Raw genomic sequence first — 9,883 nt, forward strand, 5'->3', positions numbered from 1 at the left:
CGCAGGCTAGGGCCCCGGCGGGCCGCTGAACAGTCACCGTTGACCGTCGAGGGTGACCGCTGTCACGCTGCGGCGCGTACTGCTCGACGACGAGGAGGTACCGGGTGGACTTCGACGACACCCCCGAGGAGGCGTCCTACCGGGCGCACGTCCGCACCGTGCTCGACGAGCACGCGTCCGAGCTGCTGCACGTCTCACCGGGGGAGCCGGTCGACGCGCGCTCCCGCGAGGCGGAGCTGCGGGCCACCCAGCGGGTGCTGGCCGAGGCGGGGCTGGTCGGCGTCACGTGGCCGCGGGAGTACGGCGGGCAGGACGGCACGCTGGTGCAGCAGGCGATCGTGGCCCAGGAGCTCGCCCGCGCCCGGGTGCCCACGCTGATCAACCACATCGGCATCGGCATGTGCGGGCCCACGGTCATCGCGCACGGCAGCGACGACCAGCGCTCCCGCTACCTGGCCCGGCTGCTGCGCGCCGACGACGTCTGGTGCCAGCTGTTCAGCGAGCCCGGCTCCGGCTCGGACCTCGCCGCGCTGCGCACCTCGGCCGTCCGCGACGGCGAGGACTGGGTCGTCAACGGCCAGAAGGTCTGGACGACGCTCGCGCACGTCGCCGACCACGGCATCCTGCTCACCCGCACCGACCCGGCCCGGCCCAAGCACGCCGGGCTGACGATGTTCGTCGTCGACATGCACGCGCCGGGCGTCACCGTCCGGCCGCTGCGCCAGATGAGCGGCGGCGCGGACTTCAACGAGGTCTTCTTCGACGACGTCCGCATCCCCGACGCCGAGCGGCTCGGCGAGCCCGGCGAGGGCTGGCGGGTCGCGCTCACCACGCTGATGAACGAGCGGGTCGCGATCGGCGGCGCCGGCAGCGACATCGGCCCGGCGCCGGAGTCGCTGGCCGCGCACGCCCGCGACCGGCTGCCCGCGCTCGACCCGGAGCGGCAGGCGCTGGCCCGGCAGGCGGTCGGGCGGGCGCTGGTCGCCTCGCTGGCCGCCCGCTACACCGGCTACCGGCGGTTCACCACGCTGTCCCAGGGCGGCGTGCCCGGCCCGGAGGCCAGCGCCGGCAAGCTCGGCGGCACCGCCGCGGCCCGGCTGGTCGCCGACGCCGGCGTCCGGCTGCTCGGCGACGACGCCGTGTACGGCGCCACCGCCGACGGCGACGACACCTGGCAGCGCGCGCAGGCCTACGTGCCCGGCATCGCGATCGCCGGCGGCACCGACCAGGTGCTGCGGAACATCCTCGGCGAGCGGGTGCTCGGCCTGCCGCCGGAACCCCGCACCGACAAGACCGCGCCGTTCTCCGGAGGTGCCCGGTGAACTTCGACCTGTCCGACGACCAGCGCGCGGCCGCCGCCGGCGCGCGCGAGTTCTTCACCGGCTCGGTCACCCCGGCCGCCGCCCGCGCGGCGCTCGAGGGCGCCGGCGTCCCGGGCCCGGGACGCAAGGCACTGGCCGACATCGGCTTCCTCGGCATCACGGTGCCGGAGTCCGCGGGCGGCGCCGGCGGCAGCGTGCTCGACCTCGCCGTCGTCGCCGAGCAGGCCGGCGCCGTGCTGGCCGGGCCCTCCCTGGTCACCGCCGCGCGCGCCGCGGTGCTGCTGGAGTCCGCGCCCGACCTCGCCGCGCAGCTGGCCGACGGGTCGGCCGCGCTCGCCGTCCTCGACGGGCCGGTCACCGGCTCCGCGCCGTCGCTGGACGCCGCCGACGCCACGCTGTTCCTCGGCCTCGACGACGGCGCGCTCGTCGCCGGCGAGGGCGAGGTGACCCCCGGCCGGCCGATGGACGCCACCCGCGGGCTCGCCTCGGTGCGGATGACCTCCCGCCGGGTGCTCGCCGAGGACGCCGGGCAGCTGTGGGCGCGGGCCCGCCAGGTGGGCGCGGTGGTCCTGGCCGCCGAGGACCTCGGCGCCGCCGACCGCGCGGTGCTGATGGCCGTGGAGTACGCCCGCCAGCGCGAGGCGTTCGGCCGGGTCATCGGCTCCTACCAGGCGGTGAAGCACATGCTGGTCGACGCCTGGGTGGGCGTGGACCAGCTGCGCTCGCTGGTGTGGTGGGCGGCGTGGGCGGCCGACTCCTCGCCGGCCGAGCTCCCGCTGGCCGCGGCCGCCGCCAAGGCCTACGCCGCCGAGGTCGCCGAGCGGGCCACCGAGACGGCGATCCAGGTCCACGGCGGCATCGGGTTCACCTGGGAGCACGACGCGCACCTGTACTGGCGCCGCGCCAAGGTGGACCGGCTGCTGCTCGGGGACGCCGCCGAGCACCTGGACACCGTCGCCCGGCTCGCCGAGGCCGGCGCCCTGGGATGACGTTCGAGCAGCTCCGGTACGAGGTCGCCGGCCGCGTCGCCACGATCACCCTGTCCCGGCCCGACCGGCTCAACGCCTTCACGCCGGTGATGGCCGCCGAGCTGGCCCGGGCCGCGACCGCCGCGGACGCCGACGAGGGGGTGCGGGTCGTCGTCGTCACCGGGGAGGGGCGGGCCTTCTGCGCCGGCGCCGACCTGGGCGCGGGCTCGGGGACCTTCGCCGACCGCGACCGCGGCGGGGACCCGCCGGTGCAGGGGACCGTCGACGGCGTCGCGCGGGACTGGGGCGGCGTCGCGTCGCTGCCGTTCGCCGCGCTGCGCAAGCCGGTGATCGCCGCGGTCAACGGCCCGGCGGTCGGCATCGGCGCGACGATGGTGCTGCCGATGGACGTGCGGATCGCGGCGGGGTCGGCCCGCTTCGGCTTCGTCTTCGCCCGCCGCGGCATCACGCCGGAGGCGGCGTCGACGTGGTTCCTGCCGCGGGTGGTCGGCATCAGCCGGGCGGTGGAGTGGGTGGCCACCGGCCGGGTGTTCGGCGCCGACGAGGCGCTGCGCGGCGGGCTCGTCAGCCGGGTGGTCCCCGACGCGGACCTGCTGCCCGCCGCGCTCGACCTGGCCCGGGAGATCGCCGACAACACCTCCGGGGTGGCGGTCGCCGCGGCCCGGCAGATGCTGTGGTCGATGCTCGGGGCGCCCTCGCCCTGGGACGCCCACCGGGTCGAGTCGCGCGCGCTGGCCGAGCTCGGCCGCGGGCCCGACGCCGCCGAGGGCGTGGCCGCCTTCCTCGCCAAGCGCGCGCCGGCGTTCACCACGCCGCTGGGGGAGGGGCCGGTGGCCGGCGTCCCGCCCTGGCCGCAGCCGCCGGACGACGTCGCCCCCTGAGCTCCACCGCGATCACGGCGCCGGAACCACCTCCGCACCCTCGCGGGCGGTCACGGCGCCGTGACCGCGGGCTACACCGCGGCGATGGCGGCCACGGGGGCGGTGCGGGCCGCGCGGCGGGCCGGCAGCACCGAGGACAGCAGCCCGGCGACGGTCGCGACGACGACGATCGCGCCCACCTGCAGCCAGGGGACGTCGACCACGACCTCGCCGGCCGTGCCGAGCACCGAGGCGGTCCCGGTCACCCCGTAGACCCCGCCGAGGACGACGCCGAGCACCGCGGCCACCCCCGACACCAGCACCGCCTCCCAGGCGAGCAGCCCGCGCAGCTGGCCGCGGGTCAGCCCCATCGCCCGCAGCAGGCCGTTCTCCTGCCGGCGCTCCACCACCGACAGCGCCAGGGTGTTGCCCACGCCGATCAGCGCGATGACCACCGCGACGCCCAGCAGGCCGGTGACCACGAGCAGCAGCACGTCGAGCACCTCGTCCAGCTGCTGGCGCAGGCTCACCACCCCGGTCACCTGGGCGTCGGTCGCGGCCGCGCCGACGGTGTCGGTGACCGTGTCGACGACGGCGGACTGCACGTCGGCGTCGGCGTCGTCCAGCCGCAGCCAGAGCTGGCCGACCGCGGCGTCCGGGGCGAGGGCGGCGAGGTCGGCGCCGGCGAGCAGCAGCGGGGCGTCCCCGTCCACGACCTCCGCGCGCAGCGTCACCGTCCGCCCGTCGAGGGAGAGCTCCACCGGGTCGCCCGTGCCGACCGACCAGGAGTCGGCCTGCCACTGCGGGACGAGCGCCTCGCCCGGCCGGGGCAGCCGCAGGTCGGCCGTCGACCGCAGCGCCGGGACGGCGGTCGCGGTGTCCACGCCGTAGGCCTCCCACGGCTCGCCGTCGGGACCGGCCGGCCGGGCGAGGGTGAGCGCCGTGCCGGTGGTGACGCCGTCGAGGGCCTCCAGCCGGTCCAGCAGGGACGCCGGCAGCTCCCCGCCGAGCCCCTCGACGACGACGTCGGCGGGATAGGCGGCGGCCAGCCCGGCGGTCGCCGTCGCCCGGGTGGACGCGGTGCCCACCACCATCGCGGTGGTCAGCGTGACGCCGATGAGCAGCGCGGTGGCCGTCGCCGCGGTGCGCCGGGGGTTGCGGGTGGCGTTGCCCGCGGCCAGCCGGGCCGGCACCCCGCCCACGCGGGACATCAGGCGGCCCGCCGCGCGGACCACCGGCGGCACCCCGCGCTGGGCGAGCAGGACGACGCCGAGGAAGCTCGCCACCCCGCCGGGCAGCGCGACGAACACCGACGCCACGGCCACGCCGAGCGCGAGCAGCGCCGCCCCGGGCACGAGCAGCGACAGTCCGATCACCAGGCGCAGCACGCCCGGGCGGGAGCGCAGGGGCGCGGGGTCGAGCGGGCGCAGCGCGGCCAGCGGCGCCACCCGGGTCGCCGCGCGGGCCGGGGCGAGCGCGGCCAGCAGGGTGGTCAGCGTGCCGACGGCGGGCCCCGCGAGGACCGCCGTGAGCGGGACCGCGAGCCCGGACAGCGGCACGGGGGAGTCCACGCCGCCGGCGAGCGCCGAGACGACGGCGGCGAGCCCGACACCGGCCGCGACCCCGACCGCCGAGGCGGCGAGCCCGGTGACCGCGGCCTCGGCCAGCACGCCGCGGCGCACCTGCCGGGCGGTGGCGCCGACGCAGCGCAGCAGGGCGAGCTCCCGGGTCCGCTGGGCGAGCAGGACGGCGAAGGTGTTGGCGATGACCAGCCCCGCCACGACGACCGCCACGGTGCCGAACACCAGGAGCACGGCGGCCAGCGCGGTGGCGTTGCCGAGCATCGACGCCGCGCGGTGCTCGGCCTGCTCGGTGCCGGTGCGCACGGTCAGCGGCTGCCCGGCGAGCGCGTCGCGCACCGCGGCGGCCAGGACCTCCTCGTCGGCGCCCGGGACGCCGGCGACCCGCAGCTCGGCCGGGTCGACCGCGCCCCAGGCCCGCACCTGCGCGGGGGTGGCCCAGGCCCGCCCGTACAGGCCGGCCTCCGGGTCGCCGCCGAGGTCGACCACCCCGGTGACCGTCACGGGGGTGGAGGTCTGCGTGCCGTCCGGCGCGGTCCCGGCCACCTGCAGCACGTCGCCGACGCCCGCGCCGGCGCGCTCGCTGACCGCGACCTCGCCCGGCCGGTCGGGCAGCGCGCCGTCGGCCAGCCGCTGCCAGCGCAGCGCGGGGTCGTCGGCGACCGTCCCGACCAGCAGGTACTGCGCCCCGGTGCGGCCGGGGGTGACCGCCTGCACCGAGGTCTCCCACTCCGGCGCCACGGCGAGGACGCCGTCCAGGCCGGTGACGGTGGGCACGTCGTCGAGCAGGGAGCTGCCGTCGTCGGAGGTGACGACGGCGTCGGCGCCGAGGTGGCGGGCGCCGGCGGCGGTGAGCACGGTGCTGCGGGTGGTCTCGTTGAGCACGAGCGTGGCGACGACGAACGCCACCGCGAGCACGACGGCCAGGCAGGAGGCGACCAGCCGCGGCAGGTGGGCGCGCAGGCCGGCGAGGGTGGTGGACAGCACCGGTCAGCCCCCGAGCCCGCGCAGCGCCTCGAGCACCGACGCGGCGGTGGGCCGCTCGACCTCCCCGGCGAGCCGCCCGTCGGCCAGCAGCACGACCCGGTCGGCGTAGGAGGCCGCGGTCGGGTCGTGGGTGACCATGACGACGGTCTGCCCGGTCTCGCGGACGCTGCTGCGCAGCAGGTCGAGCACCTCCGCGCCGGCGCGGGAGTCGAGGTTGCCGGTCGGCTCGTCGGCGAACACGACGTCGGGGCGGGGGAGCAGCGCCCGGGCGATGGCCACCCGCTGCTGCTGGCCGCCGGACAGCTCCGAGGGCCGGTGCCGCAGCCGCTCGCGCAGGCCGAGGCGGGCGATCACGGCGTCGAACCAGGCCGGGTCGGGACGGCGGCCGGCCAGCTGCATCGGCAGCACGACGTTCTCGCGCGCGTCGAGCACCGGCAGCAGGTTGAACGCCTGGAAGACGAAGCCGATCCGCTCGCGGCGCAGCCGGGTCAGCTCGTCGTCGCGCAGCCGGGTCAGCTCGGTGTCGCCGAGGAAGACCCGTCCCGAGGTGGCGGTGTCCAGGCCGGCCAGGCAGTGCATGAGCGTGGACTTGCCCGACCCGGACGGCCCCATGATCGCGGTGAACTCCCCGCGGCCGAAGGCGACGTCGACGCCGGCCAGCGCGCGCACGGCCGTCTCGCCGGTGCCGTGCACCTTGGTCAGGCCGGTGGCGCGCACGGCGGCGGACGACACCGACGCCGGCGGCTCGCCGGGGACGGTCATGACGGGGACGGACACGGGAGACCTCCGCGGATCGCTTCTGGGACGACGACGACCCTCGCGGCCGCGGCCGTCCTCCCGCGTCGGAGCGGAGGGCGGTTCCCGCCGTCGCGCCGCTGCGTCCGTGGGCGGACCCCGGCGTCATCCCCCGGTCGTACGCGCACCTCCGCGGAGGTGCCCCGTGCGGTTCCGCGGAGGTGCCCGGCCTCAGGCGTCGCGGAGCAGGTCGGCGGGGGAGACCAGCCCGGTCCGGTAGGCGAGGACGACGGCCTGCACGCGGTCGCGCGAGCCGGTCTTCGCCAGCACCCGCCCGACGTGCGTCTTCACCGTCGCCTCGCTGACGAACAGCCGCTGCGCGATCTCGGTGTTGGTGGCGCCGAGCGCCATCTGCACGAGCACCTCGCGCTCGCGCGGGGTCAGCTCGGCCAGCTCGGTCGCCGGCGCGGGCGCCGACCCGGCCCCGCGCAGCATCGGCGCCACGTGCCGCAGCAGCCGGCGGGTGGAGCTGGCCGCGATCACCGAGTCGCCGGCGTGCACGGTGCGGACGGCGGCGAGCATCTCCTCCGGCGGCGCGTCCTTGAGCAGGAAGCCGCTGGCCCCGGCGCCGATCGCGGACACCACGTACTCGTCGAGGTCGAAGGTGGTCAGCACGACCACGCGCGGGGCCTCGGGCAGCGCGGTCACCTGCCGGGTGGCCTCGATCCCGTCGGTGCCGGGCATGCGGACGTCCATCAGCACGACGTCGGCCCGGGTGGACCGCAGCAGGTCGACGGCCGCGGCGCCGTCGCCGGCCTCCCCGACGACGGTCAGGTCGGGCTGGGAGTCGATGACCATCCGGAACCCGGCGCGGACCATCTGCTGGTCGTCGACCAGCACAACCCGGACGGTCACCGCGCGCCGCCCAGCGGCAGGACCGCGTGCACCCGCCAGCCGCCACCCGCGCGGGGGCCGGCCTCCAGCCGCCCGCGGTGCAGCTGGGCCCGCTCGTGCATGCCGCGCAGCCCCTGGCCGTGCCCGTCCCCCTCGGCCAGGGCCGCCGCCGCGCCGCGGCCGTCGTCGAGCACCGACAGCTCGAGGGAGTCCGGGCGCCAGTGCAGCCGCACCCACGCCCGGCCGCTGGGCCCGGCGTGCTTGAGCACGTTGGTCAGCGACTCCTGCACGATCCGGTAGGCGGCCAGCTGCGGGCCGGCCGCCATGGGCCGCGGCTCGCCCTCCACCAGCAGGTCGACGTCGAGCCCGCTGGCCCGGACGTCGTCGACGAGGGCCGGGACGGCGGTGACGTCGGGCTGCGGGGCGTACTGCTCGGCAGCGCCGTCGCGCAGGACGCCGAGCAGGGCGCGCATGTCGGTCAGCGCCTGCCGGCCGGTGGCGGCGATCGCCTCCAGCGCGCCGGTGGCCACCTCCGGATCGGTCCTCCCGGCGTAGCGGCCGCCGTCGGCCTGCGCGATGACCACCGACAGGGAGTGCGCGACGACGTCGTGCATCTCGCGGGCGATCCGGGCCCGCTCGGCGGTGGCGGCCAGCCGCATCTCCTGGTCGCGCTCGATCTCCAGCAGCCGGGCGCGCTCGGCCAGGCCGGCGAGCTCACCGAGCCGGGAGCGGCGCACCCGGCCCAGGGCCCAGGCCGCGACGACGGACACGCTGACCGAGCCGGCGCTGACCACCAGGGAGTCGGGCAGGTCCGAGGAGTACCAGCGCAGCGCCACGAGGACGGCGCCGGTGAACCCGAGGACCAGCCCCGCCCGCGAGGCCCACGGCGGCGCGTAGGCGGCCAGCGCGTAGACCATCAGCAGCGCGGAGACGTTGGCGGCGAGGAAGTCGGTGCCCGCGACCAGCTCGAGCAGCCCCACGGCGGTGACGGCGGCGGCCGCGGGGACCGGGGCGCGACGGCGCCAGGCCAGCGGGGCGACCAGCAGCACGCCGAGGACGGACGCGACGCCCTCGGACGGCCAGTACGCCCGCGCGGGCGCGACGACGGTGACCAGCCCGACGAGTGCGGCGAGCGCGGCGTCGACCTCGAAGGGGTGCGCGCGCAGCCGCGCCACCAGGCGCTCGAGGAGGGGCCGCTCGTCCATCGCGCCGAATCTAGGCAGCGCGGCGCGCGCCGTCGTCCACCCGGGGGAGGACCCGCCCGTCGGACCGGGGGCGGAGGTGCTCAGTCCTCGTTCAGGTGGCGCAGCAGCGTCTCGCCGATGTCCCGCATCGCCGCGACCTGCTCGGGGGTGAGCTGGTCGAACAGGTGGGTGCGCACGCCCTCGACGTGGATCGGCGCGGCGCCCTCCAGGGCGGCGAAGCCCTCGTCGGTGAGGACGGCGAGCAGCCCGCGCCCGTCCTCGGCGCAGACCTGACGGCGCACCCAGCCGCGCTCCTCGAGCCGGGACACCGCGTGCGACAGCCGGCTGCGGGAGGACAGGCAGCGGTCGGCCAGCTCGCTCATCCGCATCTGCCGGCCGGGCGTCTCCGATAGCTGCACGAGGATCTCGTAGTAGGTGTGCGGGATGCCGGTGGCCCGCGTGAGCTCGCGGTCGAGCCGGTCGTTGAGCAGCTGGGTGCTGTAGAGCCAGGCCCGCCAGGCCTTCTGCTCCTCGGCGTCGAGCCAGCGTGGCTCCCCGGCGGGCGGGCCGGCGGCAGCCCCCGCTCCGGGTGACACCTGCGTCGTCATGTCCCTCAGGGTACTGGCGGAATAGTCAAGCGCTCAACTACGCTGTGGACCGCGGAAGCTCAAACGCTCAACCACCGAGAGGTCCCTCCCATGACCAGCACCACCGCCGTCCAGATCCCCGGCTACGTCGCCGGCACCTGGGACATCGACGCCACCCACTCCACCGTCGGCTTCTCCGTCCGCCACATGATGGTGAGCAAGGTCCGCGGCTACTTCACGGAGTTCTCCGGCGAGATCGTCACCGCCGAGGACCCGGCCGCCTCCTCGGTGACCGCCACCATCGACATGGACTCGATCGACACCCGCCAGGAGCAGCGCGACGCGCACATCCGCTCCGCCGACTTCTTCGACGTGGGCAACCACACCGTCATGACCTTCCGCTCGACCGGCGTCGTCGCCGACGGCGAGGACTGGACCGTCCAGGGCGACCTGACCATCAAGGGCATCACCAAGCCGGTCACGCTGGCCCTCGAGCTCAACGGCTTCGGTCCCGACGCCTACGGCGGCTACCGCGCCGGCTTCAGCGCCAAGACCTCCATCTCCCGCAAGGCCTTCGGCGTCGACATCGACATGCCGATGGACGGCGGCGGCGTCGTCGTCGGCGACAAGATCGACGTCGAGCTCGAGATCGAAGCCGTGCTCCGCACCGCCTGATCCGCTCCCGAGGGCCCCCGCCGCGCCCCTGGCCCGCCGGGGGCCGCGCGCGGGCGGCCCCCCCGCCCCC

General features: G+C 77.1%; 9 protein-coding genes. 4 read left to right on the plus strand and 5 right to left on the minus strand.

Annotated features, from left to right (window positions below; genetic code table 11):
• Nucleotides 1-104 precede the first annotated feature (104 nt).
• From ACI79Z_RS21805 to ACI79Z_RS21815, 3 genes are read left to right on the plus strand one after another with little or no spacing between them, the layout of a single operon-like run.
• Complete coding sequence (locus tag ACI79Z_RS21805) at nt 105-1,322, plus strand: acyl-CoA dehydrogenase family protein (RefSeq protein WP_456904002.1); 1,218 nt, start codon at nt 105-107, stop codon at nt 1,320-1,322.
• Nucleotides 1,319-2,311 carry an acyl-CoA dehydrogenase family protein gene (locus tag ACI79Z_RS21810; RefSeq protein ID WP_456904003.1) on the plus strand — a complete coding sequence of 331 codons (993 nt, stop codon included), beginning with the start codon at nt 1,319-1,321 and terminating at the stop codon, nt 2,309-2,311. Before ACI79Z_RS21805 ends, ACI79Z_RS21810 begins: the two co-directional genes overlap by 4 nt.
• Entirely contained in the window at nt 2,308-3,192 is an 885-nt protein-coding gene (locus tag ACI79Z_RS21815; protein ID WP_456904005.1) for an enoyl-CoA hydratase-related protein, read from the plus strand. The genes ACI79Z_RS21810 and ACI79Z_RS21815 overlap by 4 nt, the downstream gene beginning before the upstream one ends.
• Before the next feature lie 71 nt (nt 3,193-3,263).
• Here the strand turns inward: ACI79Z_RS21815 and ACI79Z_RS21820 are convergent, their stop codons facing one another.
• The 5 genes from ACI79Z_RS21820 to ACI79Z_RS21840 form a co-directional block, all read right to left on the minus strand.
• Nucleotides 3,264-5,738: an FtsX-like permease family protein gene (locus ACI79Z_RS21820; protein WP_456904007.1), complete on the minus strand. Its 2,475-nt coding sequence runs from the start codon at nt 5,736-5,738 to the stop codon at nt 3,264-3,266.
• 3 nt (nt 5,739-5,741) lie between these two features.
• Complete coding sequence (locus ACI79Z_RS21825; RefSeq protein ID WP_456904009.1) at nt 5,742-6,515, minus strand: ABC transporter ATP-binding protein; 774 nt, start codon at nt 6,513-6,515, stop codon at nt 5,742-5,744.
• A gap of 189 nt (nt 6,516-6,704) precedes the next feature.
• Complete coding sequence (locus ACI79Z_RS21830) at nt 6,705-7,388, minus strand: response regulator (RefSeq protein WP_387986022.1); 684 nt, start codon at nt 7,386-7,388, stop codon at nt 6,705-6,707.
• The gene (locus ACI79Z_RS21835; protein ID WP_387986021.1) at nt 7,385-8,572 is read right to left on the minus strand and encodes a sensor histidine kinase; all 1,188 of its coding nucleotides are present in this window, start codon (nt 8,570-8,572) and stop codon (nt 7,385-7,387) included. The genes ACI79Z_RS21830 and ACI79Z_RS21835 overlap by 4 nt, the downstream gene beginning before the upstream one ends.
• An 80-nt stretch (nt 8,573-8,652) precedes the next feature.
• Entirely contained in the window at nt 8,653-9,159 is a 507-nt protein-coding gene (locus ACI79Z_RS21840; RefSeq protein ID WP_387986018.1) for a MarR family winged helix-turn-helix transcriptional regulator, read from the minus strand.
• A gap of 90 nt (nt 9,160-9,249) precedes the next feature.
• Between ACI79Z_RS21840 and ACI79Z_RS21845 the strand changes: the two genes are divergently transcribed.
• Nucleotides 9,250-9,813, plus strand: a complete 564-nt coding sequence (locus ACI79Z_RS21845; RefSeq protein WP_387986016.1) for a YceI family protein — start codon at nt 9,250-9,252, stop codon at nt 9,811-9,813.
• Nucleotides 9,814-9,883: the final 70 nt, after the last annotated feature.

Source organism: Geodermatophilus sp. SYSU D00663, assembly GCF_054050655.1.